At 65.8% G+C, this 26471-nt stretch carries 26 protein-coding genes and 1 riboswitch; of the genes, 15 read left to right on the top strand and 11 right to left on the bottom strand.

Translation table 11 applies throughout. The annotated features are described in order from the left end of the window. Positions 1 to 39: 39 nt before the first annotated feature. Positions 40 to 420: a VOC family protein gene (locus K0S66_RS00190; RefSeq protein WP_301073047.1), complete on the top strand. Its 381-nt coding sequence runs from the start codon at positions 40 to 42 to the stop codon at positions 418 to 420. A 23-nt stretch (positions 421 to 443) separates the two neighbouring features. On the opposite strand, the gene K0S66_RS00185 is transcribed toward K0S66_RS00190, so the two are convergent. Together K0S66_RS00185 and proS are read right to left on the bottom strand one after the other, a co-directional pair. Then, positions 444 to 872, bottom strand: coding sequence for a hotdog fold thioesterase (locus K0S66_RS00185; protein ID WP_301073046.1), 429 nt, complete (start codon positions 870 to 872; stop codon positions 444 to 446). Next, positions 872 to 2407, bottom strand: a complete 1536-nt coding sequence (gene proS / locus K0S66_RS00180) for a proline--tRNA ligase (protein WP_301073045.1) — start codon at positions 2405 to 2407, stop codon at positions 872 to 874. The genes K0S66_RS00185 and proS overlap by 1 nt, the downstream gene beginning before the upstream one ends. A 47-nt stretch (positions 2408 to 2454) precedes the next feature. Here proS and K0S66_RS00175 point away from each other — a divergent pair, with 47 nt between their 5' ends. The 3 genes from K0S66_RS00175 to K0S66_RS00165 are packed head-to-tail and all read left to right on the top strand — an operon-like array spanning position 2455 to position 5418. After that, entirely contained in the window at positions 2455 to 3354 is a 900-nt protein-coding gene (locus K0S66_RS00175; RefSeq protein ID WP_301073044.1) for a DMT family transporter, read from the top strand. A 40-nt stretch (positions 3355 to 3394) separates the two neighbouring features. Continuing rightward, positions 3395 to 5143, top strand: coding sequence for a DUF885 family protein (locus K0S66_RS00170; protein WP_301073043.1), 1749 nt, complete (start codon positions 3395 to 3397; stop codon positions 5141 to 5143). A gap of 20 nt (positions 5144 to 5163) precedes the next feature. After that, the gene (locus K0S66_RS00165) at positions 5164 to 5418 is read left to right on the top strand and encodes a hypothetical protein (RefSeq protein WP_301073042.1); all 255 of its coding nucleotides are present in this window, start codon (positions 5164 to 5166) and stop codon (positions 5416 to 5418) included. 14 nt (positions 5419 to 5432) lie between these two features. Here K0S66_RS00165 and K0S66_RS00160 read toward each other — a convergent pair whose 3' ends face one another. The 6 genes from K0S66_RS00160 to K0S66_RS00135 all read right to left on the bottom strand — a co-directional run bounded on the left by K0S66_RS00160 (position 5433) and on the right by K0S66_RS00135 (position 11260). Then, entirely contained in the window at positions 5433 to 5729 is a 297-nt protein-coding gene (locus tag K0S66_RS00160) for a hypothetical protein (protein ID WP_301073041.1), read from the bottom strand. A 17-nt stretch (positions 5730 to 5746) separates the two neighbouring features. Further along, positions 5747 to 7324 carry an aminomethyl-transferring glycine dehydrogenase subunit GcvPB gene (gcvPB, locus tag K0S66_RS00155; RefSeq protein ID WP_301073040.1) on the bottom strand — a complete coding sequence of 526 codons (1578 nt, stop codon included), beginning with the start codon at positions 7322 to 7324 and terminating at the stop codon, positions 5747 to 5749. Then, a complete protein-coding gene (gene gcvPA, locus K0S66_RS00150; RefSeq protein ID WP_301073039.1) occupies positions 7321 to 8679 on the bottom strand; it encodes an aminomethyl-transferring glycine dehydrogenase subunit GcvPA in 1359 nt (452 codons plus the stop codon). The genes gcvPB and gcvPA overlap by 4 nt, the downstream gene beginning before the upstream one ends. A gap of 117 nt (positions 8680 to 8796) precedes the next feature. Beyond that, positions 8797 to 9168 carry a glycine cleavage system protein GcvH gene (gene gcvH, locus K0S66_RS00145; RefSeq protein ID WP_301073038.1) on the bottom strand — a complete coding sequence of 124 codons (372 nt, stop codon included), beginning with the start codon at positions 9166 to 9168 and terminating at the stop codon, positions 8797 to 8799. After that, a complete protein-coding gene (gcvT, locus tag K0S66_RS00140) occupies positions 9169 to 10314 on the bottom strand; it encodes a glycine cleavage system aminomethyltransferase GcvT (protein WP_301073037.1) in 1146 nt (381 codons plus the stop codon). Positions 10315 to 10474: 160 nt separating this feature from the next. After that, positions 10475 to 10576, bottom strand: a riboswitch (glycine riboswitch). 75 nt (positions 10577 to 10651) lie between these two features. Beyond that, the gene (locus K0S66_RS00135; protein ID WP_301073331.1) at positions 10652 to 11260 is read right to left on the bottom strand and encodes a hypothetical protein; all 609 of its coding nucleotides are present in this window, start codon (positions 11258 to 11260) and stop codon (positions 10652 to 10654) included. Positions 11261 to 11419: 159 nt separating this feature from the next. Here K0S66_RS00135 and ispH point away from each other — a divergent pair, with 159 nt between their 5' ends. From ispH to rnhA, 3 genes are all read left to right on the top strand, one after another. Then, positions 11420 to 12370: a 4-hydroxy-3-methylbut-2-enyl diphosphate reductase gene (gene ispH / locus K0S66_RS00130; RefSeq protein ID WP_301073036.1), complete on the top strand. Its 951-nt coding sequence runs from the start codon at positions 11420 to 11422 to the stop codon at positions 12368 to 12370. 83 nt (positions 12371 to 12453) lie between these two features. Then, positions 12454 to 13398, top strand: coding sequence for a homoserine kinase (thrB, locus tag K0S66_RS00125; RefSeq protein ID WP_301073035.1), 945 nt, complete (start codon positions 12454 to 12456; stop codon positions 13396 to 13398). A gap of 10 nt (positions 13399 to 13408) precedes the next feature. Further along, a complete protein-coding gene (gene rnhA / locus K0S66_RS00120; RefSeq protein ID WP_301073034.1) occupies positions 13409 to 13861 on the top strand; it encodes a ribonuclease HI in 453 nt (150 codons plus the stop codon). A 30-nt stretch (positions 13862 to 13891) separates the two neighbouring features. Here the strand turns inward: rnhA and K0S66_RS00115 are convergent, their stop codons facing one another. Further along, on the bottom strand, positions 13892 to 14971 hold the full coding sequence (locus tag K0S66_RS00115) for an FAD-binding oxidoreductase (protein ID WP_301073033.1): 1080 nt from the start codon (positions 14969 to 14971) through the stop codon (positions 13892 to 13894). Continuing rightward, positions 14968 to 15894: an alpha/beta hydrolase gene (locus tag K0S66_RS00110; RefSeq protein ID WP_301073032.1), complete on the bottom strand. Its 927-nt coding sequence runs from the start codon at positions 15892 to 15894 to the stop codon at positions 14968 to 14970. Before K0S66_RS00110 ends, K0S66_RS00115 begins: the two co-directional genes overlap by 4 nt. A gap of 55 nt (positions 15895 to 15949) precedes the next feature. Here K0S66_RS00110 and K0S66_RS00105 point away from each other — a divergent pair, with 55 nt between their 5' ends. The 8 genes from K0S66_RS00105 (at position 15950) to K0S66_RS00070 (ending at position 23580) form a co-directional block, all read left to right on the top strand. Continuing rightward, positions 15950 to 16423 (top strand): prepilin peptidase, encoded by a 474-nt coding sequence (locus K0S66_RS00105; RefSeq protein WP_301073031.1) that lies wholly within the window; start codon positions 15950 to 15952, stop codon positions 16421 to 16423. Between the two features lie 56 nt (positions 16424 to 16479). Continuing rightward, positions 16480 to 17526: a Flp pilus assembly protein CpaB gene (gene cpaB / locus K0S66_RS00100; RefSeq protein ID WP_301073030.1), complete on the top strand. Its 1047-nt coding sequence runs from the start codon at positions 16480 to 16482 to the stop codon at positions 17524 to 17526. Position 17527: 1 nt separating this feature from the next. Further along, positions 17528 to 19156, top strand: a complete 1629-nt coding sequence (locus K0S66_RS00095) for a pilus assembly protein N-terminal domain-containing protein (protein ID WP_301073029.1) — start codon at positions 17528 to 17530, stop codon at positions 19154 to 19156. Between the two features lie 23 nt (positions 19157 to 19179). Then, complete coding sequence (locus tag K0S66_RS00090; RefSeq protein WP_301073028.1) at positions 19180 to 19818, top strand: CpaD family pilus assembly lipoprotein; 639 nt, start codon at positions 19180 to 19182, stop codon at positions 19816 to 19818. A gap of 1 nt (position 19819) precedes the next feature. Then, positions 19820 to 21103 (top strand): pilus assembly protein CpaE, encoded by a 1284-nt coding sequence (locus K0S66_RS00085; RefSeq protein ID WP_301073027.1) that lies wholly within the window; start codon positions 19820 to 19822, stop codon positions 21101 to 21103. A gap of 61 nt (positions 21104 to 21164) precedes the next feature. Continuing rightward, positions 21165 to 22139 carry a type II secretion system F family protein gene (locus tag K0S66_RS00080; RefSeq protein ID WP_301073026.1) on the top strand — a complete coding sequence of 325 codons (975 nt, stop codon included), beginning with the start codon at positions 21165 to 21167 and terminating at the stop codon, positions 22137 to 22139. 1 nt (position 22140) lies between these two features. Continuing rightward, positions 22141 to 23142, top strand: coding sequence for a type II secretion system F family protein (locus K0S66_RS00075; protein ID WP_301073025.1), 1002 nt, complete (start codon positions 22141 to 22143; stop codon positions 23140 to 23142). 57 nt (positions 23143 to 23199) lie between these two features. Further along, on the top strand, positions 23200 to 23580 hold the full coding sequence (locus K0S66_RS00070) for a hypothetical protein (protein ID WP_301073024.1): 381 nt from the start codon (positions 23200 to 23202) through the stop codon (positions 23578 to 23580). 159 nt (positions 23581 to 23739) lie between these two features. Here the strand turns inward: K0S66_RS00070 and ppdK are convergent, their stop codons facing one another. Continuing rightward, positions 23740 to 26439: a pyruvate, phosphate dikinase gene (gene ppdK, locus K0S66_RS00065; RefSeq protein WP_301073023.1), complete on the bottom strand. Its 2700-nt coding sequence runs from the start codon at positions 26437 to 26439 to the stop codon at positions 23740 to 23742. Positions 26440 to 26471 lie beyond the last annotated feature (32 nt).

The following is a 26471-nucleotide window of genomic DNA, read 5'->3' as shown; positions in this document are numbered from 1 at the left end:
CGGCGGCCGGTCCGCCGTCCGCCATTCAGGGAGGTAGCCATGCTGGATCATGTGAGCATCGCGGTGAGCGACATCCGGCGCTCCATTGCCTTCTACGAGCAGGCGCTGGCGCCGCTCGGGATCACGCGGGTCATGGTGCAGGGCGGCACCGAGGACCTGCCCGATCAGGTGGGCTATGGCGTCGGACCGAAGCCGTTCCTGTGGATTGCGAAGGGGCGTGCGATCAGCGGCAATATCCACATTGCCGTTGCGGCCCCTGACCGTGCCAGCGTCGATGCGTTCCACGCGGCGGCGCTGGCGGCGGGCGGAGAGGACAATGGCGCGCCGGGCCTGCGCCCGCATTACCACCCCGGCTATTATGCCGCGTTCGTGCTCGACCCGGACGGGTGCAATCTGGAAGCCGTCCACCACAGCTTCTGAGGCGTGGCGAACGGCCCCGACGTTCAGCCGGCGGCCGCGTCGATCACCGCGGCTGTCATGCGCGACAGGCAGATGAGCTTTCCGGCATCGTCCTCGATCCGGATCGTCCACACCTGCGTGGTGCGGCCGAGCTGCTCCGCCTTGGCGGTGGCATGGACATAGCCGTCGCGCGCGGCGCGGACGTGATTGGCGTTGATATCAAGCCCCACGGTCACCTTGCCCTCCGGCACGGCCATCGCTCCGGCGACCGATGCGACCGTTTCCGCCAGCACGACCGAGGCACCGCCGTGGAGACGACCGAACGGCTGATGCACCTTCTTGTTGACCGGCATGCGGGCGCGCAACCAGTCGTCGCCATGGTCGGTGAACTCGATCTCCAGCAGCCCCGGGAGGACGCCCTCCCCCAGGGTGTTGAGCTGCGCCAGGTCGATCGGGCGGGTCCAGATCGCCATCAGTAGGACCGTCCGATCAGCACGCGTTCCACGGCGGGGCCGCCGGTGAAGATGCAGGCGGCGCCCGGATGGCCGGTCTGCCCCATCGGCGCGTTGCGGATCGTGAGCTTCAGCGCCTTCAGCCGCTCGACCACCTTGTCGAGCTCGGCGCCGGTCGGGCGCGACCAGGCGACGTCGGCCCAGCCCGGCTTGGCCGCGCTGTCGGCAAACATCGCCTCCACGCCGGCCCAGTCATCGACCGGGCTGATGCTGGCCTTCAGCCGCTCGGACGCCTCCTTGTGGAGCGCTACCTGAATGTCCTCCAGCATCGCGCCGGCCTGTTCGACGAACGTCTCCCGGGTGACGATCCCGCTGTCGAGCTTGCCGTCCTCGCGGTAGAGGCGGTCGCGGCGGACGACCGAGACGTTGCCACCGGCCATGTCGCGCGGGCCGACCTCGACGATGATCGGCGCGCCTTTCTTCACCCACCCCCAGCGCTTCGTCGCGGCCTTTGCGGGCTTCAGGTCGAGCAGCGCGCGCACCGGTTCGCCCAGCGCGGTCTGCCTGGCGAGATCCGCCTGCAGCGCCTTGCAATAATCGACCAGCTCCGCATCCTCGGGCTTGTCACGCAGCATGGGGACGATGACCACCTGCCACGGCGCAATGCGGGGCGGCACGCGCAGGCCGTCGTCGTCGCCATGAACCATGATGACGCCGCCGATCATGCGGGTCGAGACGCCCCAGCTGGTGGTGTTGGCAAACTCCAGCTCACCATTGGCGTTCTGGAAACGGATGTTCTGCGCATGGGCGAAATTGGTGCCCAGGAAGTGGCTGGTGCCCGCCTGGAGCGCCTTGCCATCCTGCATCATCGCCTCGATCGAGTATGTCGCGACGGCGCCGGGGAAACGCTCATTCTCCGGCTTTTCGCCAGCGATGACCGGCAGGGCGAGGCAGTTTTCGGCGAAGTCGCGATAGACTTCGAGCATCTTGAGCGTCTCTTCGCGCGCCTCGTCTGCGGTGGCGTGGGCGGTGTGCCCTTCCTGCCAGAGGAATTCGCTGGTGCGCAGGAACATGCGCGTGCGCATCTCCCAGCGGACGACATTGGCCCATTGGTTGATGAGAACGGGGAGGTCGCGCCAAGACTGGACCCAGCGGGAGAAGGCGGTGCCGATCACCGTTTCGCTGGTGGGACGAACGACCAGCGGCTCCTCCAGCTTGGCCTCGGGATCGGGCGTCAGGCCGCCCTTTCCGTCCGAGACGAGGCGATGGTGGGTGACGACCGCCATCTCCTTCGCGAAGCCTTCGACATGCTCCGCCTCCTTCTCGAAATAGGAGAGAGGGATGAAGAGCGGGAAGTAGCAATTTTCGTGGCCGGTCGCCTTGATGCGATCGTCGAGCAGGCGCTGGATCCGCTCCCAGATGCCATAGCCCCATGGCCGGATGACCATGCAGCCGCGCACGCCCGATTCCTCGGCGAGGTCGGCTTCCGAAATGACGGTTTGGTACCAGGCGGCGAAATCCGCCTCGCGCGTGACGGGGAGTGCGTGCTTGATCATCAGGCGCGGATAGCTTCTCGCGGGGTCGCTCGCTAGGGCCTGTTCCAATGGGTCAGGATAACGTCGCTCGCGCCATCGGCCTGCGCCTTACGTCCGTCGCCTTGTTTGCGACGATGAACGTGGTGATCAAGGTCGCGGAGGCGCACGGCGCCGGGCTGGGCGAGATCCTGTTCTGGCGGCAGTTCGGGGCAGCACTGCTGGTGGCCTCAATCGTCGGGGCGGGGCCGGGATTTGCCTCGCTCAAGACGCAGCGATTCGGCGCGCACGTACTTCGCTGCGTCATCGGGCTGACCGCCATGTCGCTCACCTTCTGGACGTTGCTGCTGCTGCCGCTGGCGGAGGCGACGACGCTTGGCTTCTCCATGCCGATCTTCGCGACCGTGCTGGGCGCGCTGCTTCTTCACGAGGCAACCGGCTGGCGGCGATGGGCGGCGGTGCTGGCGGGTTTCATCGGCGTGCTGATCGTCACTCAGCCAGGCGACGGGCACATCCCGCCGCTGGGCATCATGACCGGGCTGGGCGCGGCGTTCTGCACTGCCTGCATCTCGATTTTGCTGCGCACGATCGGGAAGACGGAGTCGGGCCTGACCACCGTTTTCTGGTTTTCCACCCTGTCGCTGGTGCCGCTTTCCCTGGTCTACGCCTTCTCGGTGAAGGCGCACACGCCACTTGTGTGGGCATTGCTGCTGGCGATCGGCCTGCTTGGCGGCGTGGCGCAAATCGCAATGACCCGGTCGCTGCAGCTGGGTGACGTCAGCCTGGTGGTGCCGATGGATTATACCGCGCTGCTGTGGGCGACGCTGTTCGGCTGGATCGTGTTCGGGATGCTGCCGGTGCCAAGCACCTGGCTGGGCGCGCCGGTGATCATCGCGTCGGGCCTCTACATTGTGTGGCGTGAGCATGTGCGGCGGCGGAAGGAGACGAAGGGCGCGATTTCGATGGAGTGACGGCTTGCGAGGATGGTGATGATCGGACACCTAGCCTGACATGCCCTTCGTTACTTCGCTGGCCCTTGTTGCCGCTGCCACCGCTCCTGCCCCTGCCGCTACCCCCGCCGACGCGGCCTTTGACGCGATCTGGCGCGCCGAATGGGCCTGGCGCGAGGGTGAAGGCATTGCCGAGTCCGGGCCCGGCGTGGTGGACGATCGCTTGCCCGACGTATCCGCCGAGGCGCATGCCAAGCGGCTCGCCTATTGGAAGGAAACGCTGGCGAAGCTGGATGCGATCGATACCAAGCGGTTGTCGCCCGACACGCTGATCGACTGGCAGGTCTATCGCGCGCAAATCGCGGCGCAGATCGACGAAGAACAGTTCCGCGAATGGGAAAAGCCGCTGAACGGCGACAGCGCGTTCTGGAGCGACCTGCATTATACCGCGCGGGGAAGCTTTGCCGGGGGCGAGAAGGATTATCGCAGATACCTGAGCTGGCTGCGCACCGTGCCGCGGTATCTGGCGCAGCAGACCGACAATATGAGGCTGGGCCTGAAGCGCGGCTTCACCCCGCCCGCCGTCATCATGCAGGGTCGCGACAAGGCGGTAGAGACCATCGCCACGGCGACCGATCCGACGTCGGTGGTCTATTACCAGCCGTTCGCCAAGCTGCCCGCGTCGATCCCGGCCGATCGGCGCGCTGCGTTGCAGGCGGAAGCGCGCGCGATCATCGCCGAGCAGATCGTGCCCGCGCACAAGACGCTGCTGACGTTCCTGCGCACCGACTATTTTCCCGGCATGACCAACGAGCTGGCGGCGACGCGCTATGACAATGGCCCGGCCTATTACCGCAGCCGCATTCGCGCCTTCACGACGCTAAACATGACGCCCGACGCGATCCACGCGCTGGGCCTGGCCGAAATCGCCAAGATCCGCGCCGAGATGGAGCAGGTGAAGAAGGACGCCAAGTTCGACGGCGACCTGCCGGCGTTCCTGAAGTTCCTGCGCACCGATCCGCAATTCTACCCCAAGACCGCCGACGAGCTGATGAAGGAAGCGGCGTGGCATGCGAAGCGGTTCGACGCGATGGCGGGCAAATGGTTCGGCCGGCTGCCGCGCCAGCGCTTCGCGATCATCGAGGTGCCGCCCGATATCGCGCCCTTCTACACCGCCGGGCGCGGCGGGCCGGGGACGTATCTGGTCAACACCTACGATCTGCCATCGCGCCCGCTGTTCCAGCTGCCGGCGCTGACGCTTCACGAGAGCGCGCCGGGGCACGCCTTCCAGATGCCGCTGTCGATCGAAAACACCACGCTGAAGCCGTTCCGGCGCAACAGCTACATCTCGGCGTTTGGCGAAGGCTGGGCGCTGTATACCGAGCGGCTGGGGGACGAGATGGGTTTCTATCGCACGCCCTATGAGCGGTTCGGCATGCTGTCGTACCAGGCGTGGCGGGCGGCCCGGCTGGTGATCGACACCAGTATCCATGCCAAGGGATGGACGCGCGACCAGGCGCTGCAATATTTCCGCGAGAATACCGCGCTGAGCGAGCATGAGATCACCACAGAGGTCGACCGCTACATCGGCTGGCCGGCGCAGGCGCTGAGCTATTACCTGGGCCAACTCGCGGTTCAGCGCACGCGCGCGAAGGCCGAAAAGGCACTGGGCGACACGTTCGACATCCGCAACTTTCACGACATGGTGCTGAGCCTTGGCAGCGTGCCGATCCCGGTGCTCGAGGCGCGCGTCGATCGGTTCATCGCGGAAGGAGGCCCATCGCCTTATCCCAAGGAACCCGCCGCCTGATCCCAAGCGTTTAGCCCGGCATGGACGACAATCTGGCGCTGGGCCTCAAGCGATCGGCCGAAATGGCCGCGGTGTTCATGATCGGCGATGGGCTGCTGGGGCTGTTGCAGCCCAAGCGCCACGTCGCGCTGTGGCGATCGGATGTCGGCGCGGTGGACGCATTGGTCCGCCCGTTCGGCCGCCATGCCGGAAGGCGCCGGTTGTACGGCCTCGCGCAGATCAGTGCCGGCATCATGCTGGCAGCGTCACTGCGGCCGAAACGCAACGACGCCTGACCTCCCGGGCGTCCTCAGGCGATGATTGCGGCCAGACCGGCCAAAATCACCGCGAGCGCGACAGCAAACACGACCAGCCAAAGGCGTAGCGACTGCTCTCGCCGCGCACGCCGCACCATGCCGGCCGTGCCGAGCAACGCGCCGGTTCCCATGGAGATCGGCACCACCCCGCCCAGCATTGCGATGCCCGGTTTGGGATCGTCGTTGAGCGGTGGGAGGCCCAGTACATTGTGCCACAGGTGAACAAAGGCCAGCGCGACAAGCAGGCCGATGGCGGCCCCGCCAATCAGGCCGGCGGCGCCAGCCAGCACCGCCCGGCCCGACATATTTACTCTGCCGCCTCGCTGGTGACGACCGGCGCCTTCCACACCAGCTTCGGCTTGCGCGCGGCCAGCGTCTCGTCGAGCCGGCTGCGGGGTGCGAAGTGCGGCGCGGTCTTGAGGCTCTGGTCGCCCGCCTTGGCGCGTTCCGCCACCGAGCGCAGCGCGCCGACGAACTGATCGAGCGCCGCCTTCGATTCGGTCTCGGTTGGCTCGACCAGCATCGCGCCATGGACGACCAGCGGGAAATACATGGTCATCGGGTGGAAGCCCTCGTCGATCAGTGCCTTGGCGACGTCGATCGTCGAGAAGCCTTCGGGGAAGCCTTCGTCGGAGAAGATCGCCTCGTGCATGCATGGGCCGGAGAAGGCGAACGGCGCGTCGAGCGTGTCCTCAAGGCTGCGCAGGACATAGTTGGCGTTCAGCACCGCATCTTCGGCGACCTGACGCAGGCCGTCGGCGCCATGGCTGAGGATGTAGGTCAGCGCACGGGTGAACATGCCCATCTGGCCGTGGAACGCGGTCATGCGGCCGAACGTGTCGGGATGATCGTCGCCCGCCGTCTCTTCCTCGATCAGCGCGATATGGCCGTCCTTCATCCGCGCGGTGAAGGGCAGCGGGCCAAACGGCGCCAGCGCCTCCGAGAGCACGGTCGGGCCGGAACCCGGGCCGCCGCCGCCGTGCGGGGTGGAGAAGGTCTTGTGCAAATTGATGTGCATCGCATCGACGCCGAGGTCGCCCGGACGCACGCGGCCGACGATCGCGTTGAAGTTCGCGCCGTCGCAATAGACATAGGCGCCGGCCGCGTGGACCGCGTCCGAAATCGCCTTCAGATCACGTTCGAACAAGCCGCAGGTGTTCGGGTTGGTGATCATCACCGCCGCAACGTCCGGCCCAAGTCGCGCCTTCAGCGCCTCGGTGTCGACGCGCCCCTCCGGCGTGGCGGGAATATCCTCGACGCTGAAGCCGGCGAAGGCCGCCGTCGCCGGGTTGGTGCCATGGGCGCTTTCCGGCACCAGCACGACCTTGCGATGCCCCTCGCCGCGCTTTTCCAGCGCCGCCTTGATGCACAGGATGCCGCAGAGCTCGCCGTGGGCGCCGGCCTTGGGGCTCATCGCGACGCCGTGCATGCCGGTCAGTTCGATCAGCCACACGGCCAGCTCGTTGATGACGCCAAGCGCACCCTGCACCGTGTCGACCGGCTGCAGCGGGTGAACGTCGGCAAAGCCCGGCAGCCGCGCCATCTTCTCGTTCAGGCGCGGGTTGTGCTTCATCGTGCACGAGCCGAGCGGGAAGAGACCGAGGTCGATGGCGTAATTCTGCCGACTGAGGCGTGTGTAATGGCGCACCGTTTCCGGCTCGCTGAGGCCCGGCAGGCCGATCGACGCGGTGCGCGCGAGGTTGCCGAGGCGGGCGGTCGACACCTCGCCGCCAGCGAAATCGACGCCGGTGGTCTGGTCGTCGCCGATCTCGAAGATCAGCGCCTCTTCCAGCATCAGCGCCTTGTTGCCGGTGAAGGTCGCGGGCGCGCCGCCTTCATTGGCCTGGGGCGACGTGGGCTTCCAGCCGCTCTGGTTGATGGTCATGCCAGCACCTCCTGAAGCGCGGTCGCCAGCGCCTCGATATCCTCGTCGGTCACGGTTTCGGTCACCGCCACGACCAAGCCATTCTCCAGCGCGCCTTCGCCGGGATAGAGCCGGCCGAGCGATACGCCAGCGAGCACGCCGCGCTCGGCGAGCGTGCGCACCAGCGAGCGTGCCTCCTGGCCAAGGTCGAGCGTGAATTCGTTGAAGAAGCTGTCGTTGACGACGCGCACGCCGGGCACCTTGGCCAGGCGATCCGCCGCGCGGCATGCCTGCGCGTGGTTGATCCCGGCGAGCCGGCGAAGGCCCGCCTCCCCCAACAGCGTCATGTGAATCGAGAAAGCCAACGCACACAGGCCGGAGTTGGTGCAGATGTTGCTGGTCGCCTTCTCGCGGCGGATATGCTGCTCGCGGGTGGAGAGCGTCAGCACGAAGCCGCGGCGGCCATCGGCATCCACCGTCTCACCACACAGGCGGCCGGGCATCTGGCGGACATATTTGTCCTTGCAGCCGAACAGGCCGACATAGGGCCCGCCGAACTGGAGGCCGACGCCGATCGACTGGCCCTCGCCCACCACGATATCGGCGTCCATCTCACCTGGCGACTTGATCGCACCGAGTGCCACCGGCTCGGTGACGACGGTGATCAGCAGCGCCTTCTTCGCGTGGCAGGCGTCGGCCAGCGGCTGAAGATCGGTGATGCGGCCGAGGATGTCGGGATATTGGACGACGACGCAGCTGGTATCGTCATCGATGCTGGCGATCAGCGCGTCGACGTCCGTCTCGGCGGTCAGCGTCGGCAGCGACGTTTCCAGCGAATCGCCAGTGTACTTCGCCATCGTCCTGGCGACGCAGACGTAATGCGGGTGGAGACCGCCCGACAGGATCGCCTTGGCGCGCTTGGTGATCCGGCGCGCCATGCCGATCGCCTCCCAGCAGGCCGTCGACCCGTCGTACATCGATGCATTGGCCACATCGGTCCCGAGCAGGCGTGCCACCTGCGTCTGGAATTCGAACAGCATCTGCAGCGTGCCCTGCGCGATTTCCGGCTGATAGGGCGTGTAGGCGGTCAGAAACTCGCCGCGCTGGATCAGGTGATCGACGCTGGCGGGCACGTGATGGCGATACGCGCCGCAGCCGAGGAAGAACGGCGCCTCGCCGGCGGACAAATTCTGCCGCGCGAGCTTCGTCATGTGGCGTTCGACCGCCAGCTCGCTGGCATGCGCGGGCAAGTTCGCGATGGGCCCGGACAGGCGCGCGGATTCGGGCACGTCGACGAACAGGTCATCGATCGAGCCGGCGCCGATGACGGCGAGCATCTCGCGGCGATCGGTGTCGGTAAGCGGTAGGTAGCGCATTCACATGTCTCCGCACTTACCCCGAAGGGAAGCGCTGCTGGATCGGCGTCACCGCACCAATCTTGTGCGGACGGGCCCCACCCCGGCCCCTCCCCCGAAGGGGCGGCCGGTTAAATCTTACAGCTTCTCGACGAACGCCTTGTAGGCGGTTTCGTCCATCAGCCCGTCGAGCTGCGAGGCGTCGGACAGGGTCAGCTTGAAGAACCAGCCCTCGCCTTCCGGATCGGTGTTCACGAGGCCCGGTTCGTCGGCGAGCGCGGCATTGCCCTCGATCACCGAACCCGAGACCGGCGAATAGACATCGCTGGCAGCCTTCACGCTTTCGACCACGGCGGCCTCGTCACCCTTGCCGAGCGACTTGCCGGCTTCCGGCACGTCGACGAACACGATGTCGCCGAGCTGGCCCTGCGCATAATCCGAGATGCCGACCGTGCCGACATCACCGTCGACGTCGATCCACTCATGATCCTCGGTGAAATAACGGCTCATCTACTTCGCTCCTCGGACATAGCGGTGGGGGACGAAAGGCATTGCGGTGACGGTGGCGGTGTGGACCTTGCCGCGCTGCGAAAGCTGGATCGGGGTGCCGGGCGTGGCCATCGCGAGCGGAACGTACGCCATGGCGATCGGTGCCCCTACAGTCGGCGCGAAGCCGCCGGACGTGACGTTGCCGACGGTGCTGCCGTCTTCATCGATCACGGTCGCGCCCTCTCGTACCGGCTGGCGCCCCTCGACCAGCAGGCCGACACGCTTGGTGGCGGGGCCGTTCTCGCGCTCGGCCAGGATGCGCTCTGCGCCGGGGAAGCCGCCTTCCTCGCGGCGACGCTTGAACAAGGCGAAGCCGAGGTCCGCCATCACCGGCGTCGTCTCGGGCGACAGATCATGGCCGTAGAGCGGGAGGCCCGCCTCGAGCCGCAGCGAATCGCGCGCACCAAGGCCGATCGGCTTCACCTCTGGCTGCTCGAGCAGCGCATCGGCGAAGGCCTCGACGCCCTCCGCCGGGATCGAGATCTCGAAGCCATCCTCGCCGGTATAGCCCGAGCGGCTGATCCACAGGTCATGTCCCTGCCAGGTGAAGGGTGCGGCCTGCATGAACACCAGAGCATCGACGCCGGGCACGAGCCGGACCAGTGCATCCACTGCCTTGGGGCCCTGCAGCGCCAGCAGCGCATGGTCCTCCATCAGGTTCAGCGTGATGTCGTCCGGCAGATGATCGAGCATGTGCGCGATGTCGTCATATTTGGTCGCGCCGTTGACGACCATGTAGATGCGCTCGCCGTCCTCGTCCGCGGGAAGGCGCGTCAGCATCAGATCGTCGAGGATGCCGCCGTTTTCGTCGAGCAGCAGCGAGTAGCGGGCGCGGTTGAGCGCGAGGCCGGCGATATCCGCGGGCATCATCGCCTCGAGCGCGGGCACCAGGCCGTCGCCGCGCAAGGTGATCTGGCCCATGTGGCTGACATCGAACAGGCCGGCGTTTTCGCGCGTCCACAGATGTTCGGCCATGATGCCTTCGAACTGGACCGGCATCCAATAGCCCGCGAACTCGACCATCCGGCCGCCGCGGGCACGATGCCAGCCGTCGAGCGGCAGCGTCATGGTTTCGATGATTACGTCTTCGTCGTCGTGATCGCTCATCGCGGATCGTCCGTCTTCAAGGGCGATCGTCCCGCCGTGGTGGCGAAACGAACCGAACCCCCTCTGTCACGGAACCTGAGAGCTTTCGCACAGGGCCATGCCCGTGCTTACACCTTCGGTGGGCCACGCCGTTTGGCGGGGCCGCTTTCCAGAGTGTCGATGGGTTCGCGCGGTCCCTGTTGCCTGAGAGATTCCGGGGTGGTTGCTCCTTCGGCGGCGGATCATGCCTGAAAGGCCGCCCGCACTCTCCCGCGCGCCCACGCCGGTTGCCCGGCATCGACTATTCGCGCCTGTGGCGAGGTGCGCGGGGCGAGTCAATCGCCCCGCGCCGAAACCCTCAGCGCTGGGCGTTGTAGCGCAACTGATCCTGCGTCAGCTGGAACCCGACGAGGGCCTCAAAGCTGGCGGCGAGCACCGCCTGGCGGACCTCCGGGGTCGAAAGCGGATCGATCGCTGCGTCCTGATCACCCGCCTTGCGCTTGCGCGTCAGCTGTTCGCGGACCGAATCGGGCAAGGTCGCCGCAGCGCGGTTCACATTGGCGCTGGCCTGGCCGGACGTGCTCGCCAACGACTGACCCGGCTCAAACCGGACCACGACGTTGCCGACGCGCTTCGCCACGACCTGTGTGCCGCCACGGACGATCGAGATGAAATACGGCAGCGTCACCTCACGCGGGCCATCGGTGCGGGTACGCCGGGCATGGACGTCGAAGGTGACATTGCTGATCACATCGGCACCGGTATCGTCGCACGTGCCGCGCACGTTGGTGAGCACCGCCGTCACGTCGATGGCGCTCGCATCGCGGCTGGTCGCCGGATCGAACAACGTGATGTCGCCCGTACCGGCGGGAACGCCGACAACCGGGCAAGCGGACCGTACCGCCGTGATCCCTACGCCGCCGTCCAGCGAAATGTCGCCGCTCTTGGCGCAGCCGCCCGCGAGCAGAGCGAGGGCGAGCGGAGCAACGCCGGCGAGGCGAAAAGCGGGGCGGGACGCGTGGGTGCGAAAGGACACGTGCGGAGAAACCTCATGCAATCGGGTACGAAGTGCCCGCGCGCTCATAACCGCCTTCCGTGCGGGCAGGCAATCGCGTAAGCGGCAGGCATGACCGACAAGCCAGCGCTCGAACTGCTGATCGCCGCCCCGCGCGGCTTCTGCGCCGGAGTGGATCGTGCGATCCGCATCGTGGAACTGGCGATCGAGAAACATGGCGCGCCGGTGTATGTCCGCCACGAGATCGTCCATAACAAATTCGTCGTCGACACGCTGAAGGCGAAGGGCGCCGTGTTTGTCGAGGAACTGGACGAGGTGCCCGATGATGCACCGGTCGTCTTTTCCGCGCATGGCGTGCCAAAATCCGTACCGGCCAATGCCGAAGCGCGCGGGCTGGAATATCTCGATGCCACATGCCCGCTGGTGTCGAAGGTTCACCGTCAGGCCGAGCGGCTGGTCGCCTCGGGCCGCCACATCCTGTTCATCGGCCATGCCGGCCACCCGGAGGTGATCGGCACGTTCGGCCAGGTGCCCGAGGGTGCGATGACGCTGATCGAGGACGCGGCGGATGCCGAGGCGCTGCAGCCCGCCGATCCCACCAACCTCGCCTTCCTGACGCAGACGACGCTGTCGGTGGACGACACGGCCGAAGTGGTGCGCATCCTGCAGCAGCGGTTCCCGACGATGCAGGCGCCGCGCGGCGAGGACATCTGCTACGCGACGTCGAACCGCCAGGCGGCGGTCAAGGCAATCGCCAGCGCGTGCGACGCGATGCTGGTGATCGGCGCGCCCAATTCCTCCAATTCGCTGCGATTGGTCGAAGTGGCGGAGCGCGAGGGGGTTCGCGCGATGCTGGTGCAGCGCGCGGCGGATCTCGACTGGGCGTTCCTTGAAGGCGTCGGCACGCTGGGGCTGACCGCCGGTGCCTCGGCGCCCGAGTTGCTGGTGCGCGAACTCGTCGACCTTTTGTCGACGCGCTACGACGTGACCGAGCGGGAAGAGGAAACGACCCGCGAAACGATCGCCTTCAAGCTGCCGCGGTCGCTGGAGCAAGCGGCGTAACCGGACCGCTCATCCGAGCGACGCCGGGCGGCGCCGCGAGCGGGGCACCCCGCTGAACGATCGAGAAAAATGCGGGGTGTGTTGTGGCAGTCTATACTCACGTATCGGCGGAAGCGCTGGCAGCGTTCCTGCGACGCTATGATGTCGGCGAGCTGATTTCGGCGAAGGGCATCGCCGAGGGTGTCGAGAATTCGAACTATCTGGTGGACACCGACCGCGGCCGATTCATCCTGACGCTCTACGAAAAGCGCGTGGCGGCAGGCGACCTGCCCTTCTTCATGGCGTTGCTCGATCATCTCGATGCGAAGGGCCTGCCGGTGCCTCCCGCGATCAAGGATCGTGAGGGCCGCGAGATCCAGGAGCTGGAGGGCCGCCCGGCCTGTCTGATCAAGTTTCTGTCGGGCGTATCGCTATCGCACCCCACGCCCGCCCAGGCGCTGGCGGCCGGCGACGCGATGGGCGCGATGCACCGCGCCGTGGCCGATTTCGCGCCGGCTAGACCCAATTCCATGGGCCTGGAAAGCTGGCGCCCCCTGTTCGAGCGGTGCGGCCGCAGCCTGGACGAGATAGCGCCCGGCCTGCACGACACGCTCGGCACTGCGCTGGACAAGGTGGAGGCGCAGTGGCCTGCACATGATCTCGATCGCGGCGCGATTCACGCTGATCTGTTCCCCGACAATGTCCTGATGCTGGGCGACCGGGTGACGGGGCTGATCGACTTCTACTTCGCCTGCACTGACATTCGGGTCTACGATCTGGCGGTGATGCACACCGCGTGGTCTTTCGACGCCGACGGGCGCCGTTACGATGCGGCAGTGGGTGATGCGCTGGTTACCGGCTATGAACGGCATTTCCCGCTGTCACCCTTCGAACGCGGGATATTCGACACGCTGGCCTGCGGCGCGTGCATTCGCTTTGCCCTGTCGCGCGCGTGGGATTGGCTCAATACCCCGCAGGACGCGCTCGTCATGCGCAAGGACCCGCTCGCCTATGTGCGGCGGCTCAACCATTATGATCCGGAACTGTGACCTCTAATCAATGACGGAAACCACGAAAGTCGAAGCGTTCACCGACGGCGCGTGCAAGGGTAATCCCGGACCAGGTGGCTGGGGCGCGGTGTTGCGGATGGGCACGCATGAGAAGGAATTGTCGGGCGGCGAGCCGCTGACCACCAACAACCGCATGGAACTGACCGCCGCGATCGAGGCGCTGAATGCGTTCACCCGCCCGTGCCATGTCACCGTCTACACCGACAGCCGGTATGTGATGGACGGACTGACGAAGTGGATCCACGGGTGGAAGCGGAACGGATGGAAGACCGCTGACCGAAAGCCGGTCAAGAACGCCGAACTGTGGCAGGCGCTGCTCGACGCGGCCGGCCGCCACACGGTCCAGTGGCAGTGGGTGAAGGGTCATGCCGGGCATCCAGAGAATGAACGCGCCGACCGGCTCGCCAGCGATGCAGCGGTAGAAGCGGGCAAGCGGGGCTGATTGTTTCTCGCGGGAGCATGCGTGGCGGCGCTATTCGTGGCGAAACCGCGAGGGTGAATAGCGATCTATGTCGATCCGGAGTGAAGGACGCTCGCCTAGGATCAGCGCCGCGCCGATCGCCGCGGCGGCGGGCGCGGTCTGGATGCCGAACCCTCCCTGCCCCGCGAACCAGAAGAAGCCCGGCGTGTCTGGCGCAAAGCCATATACCGGCAGGCGATCAGGCGCGAAGCTGCGTAGCCCGGCCCAGGTCCGTTCAAGCCGGGTGACGCGCCAGTCGACCGCTTGCTCGAAGCGATCGATCGCGATGGCGACATCCAGCTCCTCCGGCTGAACGTCGCCCGGCGCTGTCGCGCTCTCGTCATGCGGGCTGAGCCAGAGCCGCCCGCCCGCCTCAGGCTTGAAGTAAAAGCCGCCGCCGACGTGGACGACATGAGGAAGGCCGGCAGGAGGCGTCGGCTCGGTCGCAAGCTGCACCATGGTGCGCCGGTAGGGCTGAATGCCCAGCGGCGCGGCGCCCGCAAGTCCCGCCACGTGATCTGCCCAGGCGCCGGCGGCATCGACCAGCACGGTTGCCTGGTAAACACCGCGAGGCGTTTCGAGATGCCACTGCCCATTCGTCCGCCTCGCCGCCTTCAGCGGGGCCCCAAGCACCAGCGACGTTCCTGATCGTCGAGCGCGCGCCAACATCGTTGCATGAAGGGCAGCCACGTCGATGTAGGCGCAGCTCGGCTCCATGATCCCGATCGTCCAGCCCGGTCGCAAACCGGGCACGTGATCGTGCGGGTCGACCGGGGTCAGCGTCACGCCGCTGTCCGCAAACTCGCGAAGGAAGGCGTCTGCCTGACCCGCATCCGCGGCACGGCCGATGTGCAACGAACCGAGCGGATCGAGAAAGCCGCCGCTCCGCAGCGCGTCACCGGACGCGGTCGTCAGTGGCTGGATTCCCGCACCGCCATAGGTTTCAGACCAGAAGGCGGCGGATCGCCCCGTGGCGTGATACCCCGGCACTTCCTCCGCCTCGATCAACAACACGCGCGCGCGACTGCCGATCTCGGCCGCCAGCGAGGCGCCGGCCATGCCAGCGCCGATGATCGCAATGTCGTAGCTCACCCGCGATGCTCGGCAAGAAAGGTGTCGATCGCGGCTAGCGCCCTGCTCCGCACCGGTTCCGCCTCGCGAAGAATCTCGTGCGCCGACTCCGCCCCGAACCGCAGCAGGGTCACATTGGGCAGGCGCTCCGCCACCGCCACCGCCGCACGCGGGTCGACCAATCGGTCAGCGTCGGCGACCAGCATCAAGACCGGCGTGGACAGCGTCGCCAAACGAGGATCGTTCTGCTGCGCTCGGGTGGAGGCAAAGGCGCGGGACAGCCACCGCCAGCTTGGCGGCCCAAGCTGAAGCTCGGGTGCCTGCTCATACCACCATTGCTCATCAGCGTAGCGATCAGCGTCGGCGGTCAACAGTTGTTGCCGGTCCAAACGGCTTCCCGGCCGCTCATTGGCCTTCCACGCTGCCCGCGTAGGATCTCCTACCGCGCACATCAGGCGCGCGACCCACTCTGCCACCCGCGCGGGAAACGGCGACCGCAGCCCGAGCATGGGCGCTACCAGCACGGCGGCGTCCGGATCGATCGCCCGCTCGAGCAACCCGTGCAGCACGAGATGGCCACCCATCGAGTGCCCCATGACGATACGCGGCCCGCTCACGTTCCACGTGCGCCAGAATGCCGCCAGATCATCGACGAGCGGCCCAAACTCATCCACGTGCCCGACGTGCGGGTTGGGAGAAAGACGCCCCGAACCGCCCTGCCCGCGCCAGTCCAGCGCCGTGATCGACCAGCCGGCGCGATGCCAGTGATCGAACGCCTCCAGATATTTTTCGAAAACGTCACCACGCCCGGTCTGGAACAGGATCGCACCACGCCCGCTGCCGGGCCAGTCGAAGCGGCGGAGCCGCCAGCCATCGGGCGCGGACCAGTAAGAGACGGTCGCGTCATCCGGTATCGCCCGGCGGATCGGGGGATGCGTATTCATGATGAAGCGACTTGGTTACGGTTTCGCAAGCCATTCCGTCTAGTGCCCCTTCTTCATGGGGTGGGATTTTCTTTCCTGGGCGCTTCCGATGGTGCTCGCGCTGCTGCTGATTTCAGCTGGCATCGAGGACGTGCGCGTCCGCGAAATCGCCAATTGGAAGAATGCAGCCATCGCCCTGCTCGCCCCGCTCTGGTGGGTGGCGATTGGCATGACCCCATGGCCCGGAATGGCAATCCAGGTCGGTGTTGCGGTGATCGTGTTGATGGCGTTCTTCGCTGCCTTTCACTTCGGGTGGATGGGCGGCGGTGACGTGAAGATGATCGCCGCGCTGGCACTTTGGGTGCCGGTACCCGCATTGATCCAGATCCTGATGATCATGTCCATTGTCGGCGGCGCCATCACAATGCTGATGCTGATCGACCATAGACTGCGGAAAATACAGGAAAGTCCCGAGATACCTTATGGCGTTGCGATCGCAATGGCTGGACTGCTCGGACTCCGCGAACCGCTTCTTAACCACTTTACCTGATGATGCGCCAGCATGGACAACACTGGCCAGCGCTGATGCGAAAGGCACGATGATCAATGGATAGTCGCAAGGTCATATTGCTGGTGGGGGCACTCATCGTTGCGGCGGTGACCGCCTTCATGGCCCGCACGCTGATCATGGGATCGAGCGCGCCACAGGCGTCCGCAATCCCCGGCGATCCGGCGATGGTCCCGCAGGGCCCCAAGGTGCTGGTGGCCACCCGCGCGCTGCCGGTAGGCACGATCATCGACCCCGGCGCAGTGAAATTTCAGCCCTGGCCGGCCGAGCTGGTCGAAGGCGCCTATTTCCAGGAAGGTGCCGAGTTCGACATGAAGTCGGTCATCGGTACCGTCGTGCGCAATCCGATCACTGCCGGGCAGCCGGTAACGCAAGGCGCGCTGGTGAAGCCCGGTGATCGCGGCTTCCTCGCCGCGGCGCTTGGCCCGGGCATGCGCGCCGTCACCGTGCCGGTGTCGACGCAATCCTCAGTCGCGGGCTTCGTCTTTCCGGGCGACCGGATCGACCTGCTGCTGACCCAAGAAGTCCAGGGCGGCGGCGATGGCCCGCCGCTGAAGGCTGCCGAGACGATCATGCGCAACCTGCGCGTGCTGGCGACCGATCAGCGCACGAACCAGGAGAAGGATGAGGCCGGCAACACCGTCGTGCGCACCTTCTCCACCGTGACGATCGAAGCGACGCCGAAGATTGCCGAGGAGATTGCCGTCGCGCAGACGCTCGGCTCGATCTCACTGTCGCTGCGCTCGATTGCCGACAATGCCGCCGAACTGGAGCAAGCGATCGCATCGGGCGCCGTGAAGGTACCGGACGGTACCGATCCGAAGGCCGAGCGCGCCATGATGCTGCAGCTCGCCAGTGCCCCGCAGACGGGCAATGCGACCTACGCTGTGGGCGCCGATGTGTCGCGTTTCCAACGCCGCACCGTGCCCGGCCGCGCTGAACAACCAGCGTCGTTTGCACCCGGGCCGGGCGCCGGAATGCCCGCCACGTCCTATCCAGGCGCGCCGGCACGAGTGTCGGGGCCGGTGGTGCGGATCGCGCGCGGAAACACTGTGACCGAAGTGCCGGTCGGGGGGAAGAACTGAGATGCGTGTTCGCTCGTCAGCAATGAAATGGCCGGTGGCCGCCGTCCTCGGCGCCGCCGCCATCGCTGGGACGTCGGCGGTGGCGCCTGCGCAGAACGCCGTAGCCCGGGGACCTTCCTCCGTTCTGCAGGTCGCCACCAATCGGGGCCAGCTGATTACCCTGTCGCGCCCGATGAGCGACCTGTTCGTCGCCAATCCCGAGATCGCAGACGTTCAGGTCCGCTCGCCAACGCAGCTTTACGTCTTCGGCAAAAAGTCTGGTGAGACGACGATCTCGGCGACGTCAAAAGGCGGCGCGGTCGTTTACGCAACGACCGTTCGGGTCGGCAATAATTTCGATTCGCTGGGTCAGATGCTCGCGTTGGCGATGCCGGAGGCGGCGGTGACCGCGACGACGATGAACGGGATCGTCCTGCTGACCGGCACTGTCGCAAGCCCCGAAGACGGCGCTGAGGCGGAGCGGCTCGTGCAGGCGTTCGTCGGAGATGAGACGCGCGTCGTGAGCCGTTTGCGTGCGGCGACACCGCTGCAGGTTAATCTGCAGGTGCGCTTCGCAGAGGTAACGCGGAGCTTCGTCAAGAACATCGGCAGCAACCTGACGACGATCGACGGCAGCGGCGGGTTCAAGTTCGGCATCGGCAGCGGGCGCCCGCCCGCCAGCTTTGTGACGACCGATCCAAACCTGCCGCTCGGCGTCGGCCAGAGTGTGCAGGGGTACACGATCGATCCAATCACTCGGCAGGTGGTTCAGCGCCCCGGAACAACGATTACGCCGGGTAGCCAGCGGACCACGGTGGGCTATCTCACCAAGCTGCTCGGGCTGGACTTGGTTGGCGCGCTCGACCTGGGCGAGCGAATTGGACAGGTGACAAGCCTCGCCAACCCTAATCTGACGGCGCTCTCGGGCGAAACCGGCACCTTCCTTGCCGGCGGCGAGGTTCCTATTCCGATCGCTCAGGGCCTCGGCGGGGTCGGTGTCGAGTACAAGCAATATGGTGTCAGTCTGGCCTATACGCCGACGGTTCTGGCTGACGGCCGGATTTCGTTGCGCGTTCGCCCCGAGGTGTCGCAGCTTGATTATTCCACCGCGGTGACGATTGGCGGCGCGCAGGTGCCGGGGCTGACCACGCGGCGCACCGAGACGACCGTGGAGCTTGGTTCGGGCCAGAGCTTCATGATCGCTGGGCTGCTGCAGAACAATCACAACAATTCGATCGAGAAGACGCCGGGTGTGGGCGACGTTCCGATCCTCGGCGCGCTGTTTCGGTCCAACGGCTTCCAGCGCAATGAAACCGAGTTGGTGATCGTCATCACCCCGTATCTGGTGCAGCCGGTGAACGGCAACGACATCAAGCTGCCCACGGACGGGTACAAGTCTCCGACCGATGTCGAGCGTGTCCTCCTTGGCCAATTGTCTTCGGGCACGAGCGGCGCCGACCGGCCGAAGCCGACGTTGGAAGCCGGGCCGCCCGCCGCACCGGCAATCGGTGCGACGACGCCGATCGCTCCTGCTGCGCCACTCCCGCTGCCCGGCGCGCCTGCAGAGGGGAAAGCGCCACTCGCCGACAAGGGCAAAAAGGACCGCAAGGGTAAGGTCGCGACCCCGGCCCCCGGTTTCTCGTTCAATTGATCGCCATGGTCAGGAACAGCATCATGATCAACCGCACTATCATCCTCGGCCTTGCGCCCGCCCTGCTGCTCGGAGCGTGTGGCGGCACGGCTAACCGCGGTCTCGAATCCGTTCATCAACCAGTTGTGTCGCGTGCCGACTACGCCTTTGACGTGGGCTCAGGCCCTGACGGTCTGGCACCTGGCGAGGCGCAGCGGCTGGGCGCGTGGATGGGTTCTCTCAAGGTTGGTTACGGCGACCGGATCGCCATCGACGATCCGTCGCGCGATGCCGCTACGCGCGCTGACGTGGCGGCGACGGCAGCGCGCTTCGGCCTGCTGATTTCGGACGAGGCACCGGTGACATCCGCGCCGATCGCAAACGGAACGGCGCGCGTTGTCGTCAGCCGGGCGCGCGCCTATGTGCCCGGCTGCCCGGATCACAGCCGCATGTACCAGCCCGATTTCGAGGGGCAAACGGGCTCCAATCAGGGCTGCGCCGTCAATTCGAACCTGGCGGCCATGGTTGCCAACCCGACTGACCTTGTGCGCGGCGAGGGAACACGCAGCCTGTACGACCCAGCGGTCGCTGCAAAGGCGATTGATCGGTTCCGCAAGGCGGAGCCGACCGGTGGCGGCGGTACCGCCGTTCGCAGCGAGTCGACGGGCGGGGGGACGCGGTAACATGAACGCACCATGGAAACCGGCCGGCGCCGCGGCGCGCGAGAACTTTGTCGCTTATGTCTGCGATGAAGCGACCGCAGCAACCCTGCGCCCGATCGTCAGCGAACTCGGCTGGTCGGCGGAAAAGGTCCACAAGGGTGGTCTTCGCAACGCCGTGCAATCCCTGTCGGTCACTGCATCGCCGCACATCCTGTTCGTCGATCTGGCCGAGTCCGGCGATCCGCTGAACGATATCAACTCGCTTGCCGAAGTCTGCGAACCGGGAACGATCGTGATCGCGGCGGGCCAGGTCAATGACGTTCGCCTCTACCGCGATCTCGTTGCCAGCGGCATCCAGGATTACCTCCTGAAGCCGCTTAGCGGAGACGTGCTGCGCGAAGCCTTCTCTCAGGCGCAGACCCTGCTGAATGCTCCCAAGGCGGTCGAGACGTCCGCCGAGCACCCGCATTGCGCTGTTGCCGTGATCGGCACCCGCGGAGGTGCAGGAGCTTCGACAATCGCCACCTCTCTGGCGTGGTTGATGAGCCAGAAGGAACGGCGTTCCACCGCGCTGCTCGACCTTGACGTGCATTTCGGCACCGGCGCTCTGGCGCTCGATCTGGAGCCGGGGCGTGGCCTGACCGATGCGATCGAGAATCCGAGCCGGATCGACGGACTATTCATCGAGCGCGCGATGGTCCGGGCGTCGGACAAACTGGCGGTGCTTTCGGCCGAGGCGCCGATCAACTCGCCAATCATGACCGACGGCGGCGCCTTTCACCAGTTGCAGGAAGAAATGCGGGCCGCGTTCGAGTGCACGGTCGTCGATTTGCCGCGCTCGATGCTCGTGAACTACCCCCATTTGGTGAAGGACGTGCAGACGATCGTGCTGGTCACCGAACTGACCCTGGCAGCGGCGCGCGACAGCATCCGTTTGCTATCATGGCTGAAGTCGAACGCGCCGGAGGCGCAGGTCGTGGTTCTCGCCAACAAGGTCCATCCGGGCCAGCAGCTCGAGATCAGCCGCAAGGATTTCGAGACATCGATCGAGCGCAAGCTCGATTTCCTCGTCCCCTTTGATCAGAAGCTGGCAGCGCAAGCCGCGAAGCTGGGCAAGCCCCTGTACGAAGTGGGCAAAGCGTCCAAGACCGTGGCCCCGATCACCGATCTGGTCACCCGACTGTGCTTCATCACCGACGATGCCGCGCCGGCCAAGGTCAAGGGGGCCCGCCGGGGTGGCCAGTCGCTGATGGGCAAGTTTGCCGATCTAAAGGGTTTGGTACCCAAACGGCCGGTAAAGAAATGACCCTCTACAGGCGCACAAAGCACGCGCCTGTTCGGTACTTGCCAGGAGAGCGGAAGACGACATGCCCTTGTTACCGGTGATCATCCTCGCGATCGGCGCGCTCACCACCCTGGGCCTGTTGTTCTTTGCGATGGGAGGCCCCTCCCCGCAACGCGCCGGTAACCGCCGGCTGGCCGCGGTGCGCGAGCGCCATGCCGCCAATCCCGGCGCAGCGGTGGAAGCACAACTGCGGCGCATTACCGGCCGAAGCGCCACAAAGGCGGATCAGGCAGCGATGCGCTTCCTGCCCCGTCCCGAAGAGCTGCAAAAGCGGCTTGCGATGACGGGTAAGTCGTGGACGGTCGGAAAATATGGCGCGGCCACATTGAGTGTCTTCGTGGGCGCGGTGCTTCTGCTCTTGGTGCTTGGCCTTCCGCTCATGTTGGCGTTCTTTCTGGGGCTGGCGCTTGGCGCCGGCATCCCGCATTTCGTCGTTGGGTCCTTCATCAAACGACGGGTCAAGGCGTTCAACGCCAAGTTCCCGGATGCGATCGAACTGCTCGTACGCGGCTTGCGGTCAGGCCTGCCGATTACCGAGACCATGGCTGTCGTGGGCAGCGAGGTCGCCGGCCCGGTGGGTGAGGAATTCCGCTCGGTTGCCGACAAAATGAAGATCGGCCGTTCAATGGAGGTGGCACTCCAGGAAACGGCGGACCGCCTTGGTACGGCGGAGTTTCAGTTCTTCGTCATCACTATCGCGATCCAACGCGAGACGGGCGGCAATCTGGCCGAGACGCTCCAGAACCTCGCCACCGTGTTGCGCCAGCGCGGGCAGATGAAGCTGAAGATCAAGGCAATGTCTTCGGAGTCAAAGGCGTCGGCCATGATCATCGGCGCCCTGCCCTTTATCGTGTTTGTTTTAATCTGGATGGTGAACAGCGAGTACATGCAGAATTTCTTCGTCGATCCGCGGCTGATCGTCGCTGGAGCGGGCGGACTGATCTGGATGGGGATCGGTGCCTTCATCATGGCCAAAATGGTCAGCTTCGAGATCTGATATGGAACCCAGCCAGACCCCAACGCTGCTAGGTGTCGACGTCCTCTGGGTCGCCACCATCCTCGCAGCGATCGCCGCCGGCGCCGTGCTCGTCGCGATCTACGCCGCGCTGAGCGTCCGCGATCCGATGGCCAAGCGCGTCAAGGCGCTGAACGACCGCCGCGAGCAGTTGAAGGCGGGGATTACCGCGTCCACCAGCAAGCGGCGGGCGAAGCTAGTCCAGAAGAGCGAAAGCGCGGACAAGATTCGCGATTTCCTGGAGTCGCTGAAGGTCCTGCAGGACAGCCAAGTCAAGGAAGCGCAGACAAAGCTGCTGCAGGCCGGCATCCGCAAGAAGGATTGGGCGGTCGGAGTGATCTTCGGTCGCCTCATGCTGCCGATCGTCCTCGGCGGGCTCATGGTCTTCATCGTCTATGGCACCGACACGTTTGCCGATTGGACCCCGCTGAAGCGGTATGGGCTGGTCGCGGTGACGTTTCTGCTCAGCTACAAGACACCCGACCTGTACCTGAAGAACAAGATCACCAAGCGTTCTGACGCAATCCGCAAGGGATTGCCCGACGCGCTGGATCTGCTGGTGATCTGCGCCGAGGCGGGACTGACGGTGGATGCCGCATTCCATCGCGTCGCGAAGGAACTTGGCAAGGCCTATCCAGAACTGGGCGACGAGTTTGCGCTGACCGCGATCGAGCTTGGCTTCCTCACCGACCGGCGGGCGGCGTTCGAAAACTTTGCCAACCGCGTTGCGCTGGACGAGGTGAAGGGGATCGTCACTACGATGATCCAAACCGAGAAATACGGCACCCCGCTTGCCAGCGCGCTTCGCGTGCTATCGGCCGAATTCCGCAACGAACGCATGATGCGCGCGGAGGAAAAGGCAGCGCGATTGCCCGCCATCATGACGGTTCCGCTGATCCTGTTCATTCTCCCGGTGTTGTTCATCGTGATCCTAGGGCCGGCCGCATGCTCGATCAGCGACTCGTTCATCAACGGAAGTCTGTAGTCACCGGGGAACGCACCAATGGCGGCATCGTTGAACCTGCGTAACAGGAGGTTCGTCATGCTCTTCAGCACACCTACCCAGTGGCTGGCCGTCGCCGTCGCCTTGATTGCTGGCTGGCTATTCGGGCTTGCCAGTCATCCGGGCGGCCGCAAGTGGAAGCAGCGCTATGCTGATGAACGCGACGTTCACAGCCGCAATCGCAAGGATTTCGACAGCAGGCTGGCTGAGCGGGACGCCCGGATCAAGGAATTGGAGCGCGAAAACGCCCGGCTGGCATCGGCTACACCCGTCGCCACCTCGGCCCCAGTTTTGGCCCCCACGCGGGTAGCGGCACCGGCACCCGCGTCGCGCACCGTTGCGCAGTCCGCAGCACGCCCAGCAGGGACGACCCGCGCGCGTTGGTTCGACTGGAACAATAGTGCGCCGACGCATGGCTGAGTGCGCTCGGCGCAACGCCGGGTAGCTCCCGCAGCGCGCGACCGCGCGCGGATCCCTCCCCTAAGTAAAGGGCCCTGCCACACTAGTAGTGCGGCAGGGCCCGTTCTTTTTACGGCCACGTTTCCGGCGGAGGTCTTCCGCGCGGAACACCGTCGTTGATTAGCCCTTGCGGCCGCTCTTCAGCGCCGCCTGCGCCGCGGCGAGCCGAGCGATCGGCACGCGGTATGGAGACGCCGAGACGTAATCCAGGCCGACGCTTTCGCAGAAGGCGATCGACGCCGGATCACCACCATGTTCGCCGCAGATGCCCAGCTTCAGGTTGGGCTTGGTCGCGCGCCCACGTTCGGCAGCAAGGCTGATCAATTCGCCGACACCTTCGACGTCGATGCTGACGAACGGATCCTTCGGATAAATGCCCTGCTCCACATAGGAGCCAAGGAAACGGCCGGCATCGTCGCGGCTGACGCCCAAGGTCGTTTGCGTCAGATCGTTGGTGCCGAACGAGAAGAACTCACCAGCCTCAGCGATCTCACCCGCACGCAGCGCGGCGCGCGGCAGCTCGATCATGGTGCCGACCAGATATTCCACCGTCTTGCCGCGCTCCTCGAACACAGCCTTGGCGGTGCGATCCACAACCGCCTTCATCAGCTCAAGCTCACGCTTCGTCGCGACGAGCGGGATCATGATTTCCGGGATCGGCGCCTCGCCCGACTTGTCCGCAACATCCAGGGCCGCCTCGAAGATGGCGCGAGCCTGCATTTCGTAGATCTCGGGATAGGTCACGCCGAGGCGGCAGCCACGGTGGCCAAGCATCGGGTTGAACTCATGCAGTTCCGCGGCCCGGCGCTTGAGCACATCGACGTCAACGCCAGCCGCCTTGGCCACTTCGCTGAACTCAGCCTCCTCGTGCGGCAGGAATTCATGCAGCGGCGGATCGAGCAGGCGAACCGTCACGGGCAGACCTGCCATCACCTCGAAGATCTCGGAGAAGTCACTGCGCTGTTCGGGCAGCAGCTTTTCAAGCGCCGCACGGCGTCCTGCCTCGTCCTCCGCCAGGATCATCTGCCGAACCGCGGTAACGCGATCAGCCTCGAAGAACATGTGCTCCGTCCGGCAAAGGCCAACGCCCTCCGCGCCGAAATCGCGCGCGGTGCGGCAATCCAGCGGAGTCTCGGCGTTGGCGCGGACCTTCAGGCGGCGGACTGCGTCGGCCCACTCCATCAGCACACCGAAATCGCCGGCCAGTTCAGGCTGGATCGTGGCGACTTCACCGGCCATCACCTCACCGGTCGTGCCGTCGATCGTGAGAAGGTCGCCCTCCCTCACTTCGCGGCCCCCGACGCGGGCGATCTTGGCCTTGCTGTCGATCGAAAGTGCGCCAGCACCCGAGACGCACGGCCGACCCATGCCGCGCGCCACCACTGCAGCGTGGCTGGTCATGCCGCCACGTGCGGTGAGGATGCCCTTGGCCGCGTGCATGCCGTGAATGTCCTCTGGCGAGGTTTCGGTGCGTACTAGGATCACTGCCTTGCCGTCGGCGGCCCACTTTTCGGCTGCGTCCGCTGTGAATACGGCAGCGCCGCTCGCCGCTCCCGGGGATGCCGGCAAGCCCTTGGTCAGCACGTCGCGCGTGGCTTCGGGATCCAGCGTCGGGTGCAGGAGCTGGTCGAGCGCCTGCGGATCGACGCGCGCGATCGCTTCCTCGCGCGTGATGAGGCCTTCGGCGGCCATGTCGACGGCGATCTTCAGCGCCGCCTTCGCGGTTCGCTTGCCCGAGCGGGTCTGGAGCATCCAGAGCTTGCCCTGCTGCACCGTGAACTCGATGTCCTGCATGTCGCGGTAATGGCGCTCGAGCCGGTCGAATACGGCGGCGAGCTCGGTGTAGGCGGCGGGCAGCGCCTCTTCCATGCTGAGCGGCTTGGCGCCCGCTTCCTCGCGCGCGGCCTTGGTCAGATATTGCGGGGTGCGGATGCCGGCGACGACGTCCTCACCCTGCGCATTGATCAGGAATTCGCCGTAATAAGCGTTGTGCCCGGTCGACGGATCGCGCGTGAAGGCAACGCCGGTGGCGGACGTGTCGCCCATGTTACCGAACACCATCGCCTGCACGTTGACGGCGGTGCCCCAGCTGCCGGGAATGTCGTTCAGGCGGCGGTACACCTTTGCGCGGTCCGACTGCCACGAGCCGAATACCGCGCCGATCGCACCCCAAAGCTGATCGTGCACATCCTGCGGGAACGGCTTGCCCTGCTGTTCCTCGACCAGCGCCTTGAACTCGGCGACGAGCACCTTCCAGTCGGCCGCCGACAGCTCGGTATCAAGCGTGAAGCCCTTGTCTTCCTTGGCGATTTCCAGCGCCTCTTCGAACGCGCCGTGATCGAGGCCGAGCACCACGTCCGAATACATCTGGACGAACCGGCGATAACTGTCCCAGGCGAACCGCTCGTCTCCGCTGGCCTTCGCCAGACCCTCGACGGTCTCGTCGTTGAGGCCGAGGTTGAGGACGGTGTCCATCATGCCAGGCATCGAGACGCGCGCACCCGAGCGGACAGAAACCAGCAGCGGATCGGAGGCGTCGCCGAACTTCTTGCCGGTGATCGCCTCGATATGAGCGATGCCGTCGGCGACTTCGCGACGCACGCTTTCGGGGAAGGTTTCACCCTCCTCGTAATAGCGTGTGCACATGGCGGTGCTGATGGTGAAACCCGGCGGGACCGGGAGGCCGATCGAGGCCATTTCGGCGAGGTTCGCGCCCTTGCCGCCCAAGAGGTTCTTGTCCCCGCTACCACCGTCGGAAACGCCGCCCCCGAAGCGGTAGACGTACCGTTCATCCGCCTGGGTCTTCACCGCGGTCGCCATGGGTTATCGCCTCCTGAAACTCGTTATGTGCG

Source organism: Sphingomonas sp. (assembly GCF_029239295.1).
Classification (GTDB): Bacteria; Pseudomonadota; Alphaproteobacteria; order Sphingomonadales; family Sphingomonadaceae; genus Sphingomonas.
Note: the sequence above shows the minus strand (reverse complement) of the source record. Positions and strands in the feature narration are given on the sequence as shown.

Excerpts from the sequence above, each read along its gene's own strand:
- K0S66_RS00190 (WP_301073047.1), top strand. The coding sequence starts at position 40 with ATGCTGGATCATGTGAGCATCGCGGTGAGCGACATCCGGCGCTCCATT.
- K0S66_RS00185 (WP_301073046.1), bottom strand. The coding sequence starts at position 872 with ATGGCGATCTGGACCCGCCCGATCGACCTGGCGCAGCTCAACACCCTG.
- proS (WP_301073045.1), bottom strand. The coding sequence starts at position 2,407 with ATGATCAAGCACGCACTCCCCGTCACGCGCGAGGCGGATTTCGCCGCC.
- K0S66_RS00175 (WP_301073044.1), top strand. The coding sequence starts at position 2,455 with ATGGGTCAGGATAACGTCGCTCGCGCCATCGGCCTGCGCCTTACGTCC.
- K0S66_RS00170 (WP_301073043.1), top strand. The coding sequence starts at position 3,395 with ATGCCCTTCGTTACTTCGCTGGCCCTTGTTGCCGCTGCCACCGCTCCT.
- K0S66_RS00165 (WP_301073042.1), top strand. The coding sequence starts at position 5,164 with ATGGACGACAATCTGGCGCTGGGCCTCAAGCGATCGGCCGAAATGGCC.
- gcvPB (WP_301073040.1), bottom strand. The coding sequence starts at position 7,324 with ATGACCATCAACCAGAGCGGCTGGAAGCCCACGTCGCCCCAGGCCAAT.
- gcvPA (WP_301073039.1), bottom strand. The coding sequence starts at position 8,679 with ATGCGCTACCTACCGCTTACCGACACCGATCGCCGCGAGATGCTCGCC.
- gcvH (WP_301073038.1), bottom strand. The coding sequence starts at position 9,168 with ATGAGCCGTTATTTCACCGAGGATCATGAGTGGATCGACGTCGACGGT.
- gcvT (WP_301073037.1), bottom strand. The coding sequence starts at position 10,314 with ATGAGCGATCACGACGACGAAGACGTAATCATCGAAACCATGACGCTG.
- ispH (WP_301073036.1), top strand. The coding sequence starts at position 11,420 with ATGACCGACAAGCCAGCGCTCGAACTGCTGATCGCCGCCCCGCGCGGC.
- rnhA (WP_301073034.1), top strand. The coding sequence starts at position 13,409 with ATGACGGAAACCACGAAAGTCGAAGCGTTCACCGACGGCGCGTGCAAG.
- K0S66_RS00110 (WP_301073032.1), bottom strand. The coding sequence starts at position 15,894 with ATGAATACGCATCCCCCGATCCGCCGGGCGATACCGGATGACGCGACC.
- K0S66_RS00105 (WP_301073031.1), top strand. The coding sequence starts at position 15,950 with ATGGGGTGGGATTTTCTTTCCTGGGCGCTTCCGATGGTGCTCGCGCTG.
- cpaB (WP_301073030.1), top strand. The coding sequence starts at position 16,480 with ATGGATAGTCGCAAGGTCATATTGCTGGTGGGGGCACTCATCGTTGCG.
- K0S66_RS00095 (WP_301073029.1), top strand. The coding sequence starts at position 17,528 with ATGCGTGTTCGCTCGTCAGCAATGAAATGGCCGGTGGCCGCCGTCCTC.
- K0S66_RS00090 (WP_301073028.1), top strand. The coding sequence starts at position 19,180 with ATGATCAACCGCACTATCATCCTCGGCCTTGCGCCCGCCCTGCTGCTC.
- K0S66_RS00085 (WP_301073027.1), top strand. The coding sequence starts at position 19,820 with ATGAACGCACCATGGAAACCGGCCGGCGCCGCGGCGCGCGAGAACTTT.
- K0S66_RS00080 (WP_301073026.1), top strand. The coding sequence starts at position 21,165 with ATGCCCTTGTTACCGGTGATCATCCTCGCGATCGGCGCGCTCACCACC.
- K0S66_RS00075 (WP_301073025.1), top strand. The coding sequence starts at position 22,141 with ATGGAACCCAGCCAGACCCCAACGCTGCTAGGTGTCGACGTCCTCTGG.
- K0S66_RS00070 (WP_301073024.1), top strand. The coding sequence starts at position 23,200 with ATGCTCTTCAGCACACCTACCCAGTGGCTGGCCGTCGCCGTCGCCTTG.
- ppdK (WP_301073023.1), bottom strand. The coding sequence starts at position 26,439 with ATGGCGACCGCGGTGAAGACCCAGGCGGATGAACGGTACGTCTACCGC.